At 49.1% G+C, this 232-nt stretch carries 1 protein-coding gene; it reads right to left on the bottom strand.

Translation table 11 applies throughout. From position 1 onward, the window contains the following. Positions 1-204: hypothetical protein (locus Q4528_RS16395; protein WP_303522854.1), on the bottom strand; the 204-nt coding region annotated here is incomplete at its 3' end. Positions 205-232: the final 28 nt, after the last annotated feature.

Here is a 232-nt window from a genome sequence, read left to right as displayed (position 1 = left end):
ACTCACTTTGGCAATGGTTTTATGTACATCTCGGCGCAAGTCTTTTTGAGCAGCGTTGAGGCTAGCGATGTCTACAGCACACGCTTCTCCGGCATTGATATGGTCGTAAGCCAGTTTCCATACGCGACGTAAGAAACGTAATGAGCCTTCTACAGCGCTGTCTTGCCATTCTAGAGTTTGCTCTGCTGGTGCGGCAAACATCATGAATAAGCGAACGGTATCAGCGCCGTAC

The organism is Staphylococcus pasteuri, assembly GCF_030547725.1.
Lineage (GTDB): Bacteria > Bacillota > Bacilli > Staphylococcales > Staphylococcaceae > Staphylococcus > Staphylococcus pasteuri.
This window is presented reverse-complemented; position numbering and strand designations above follow the sequence as displayed.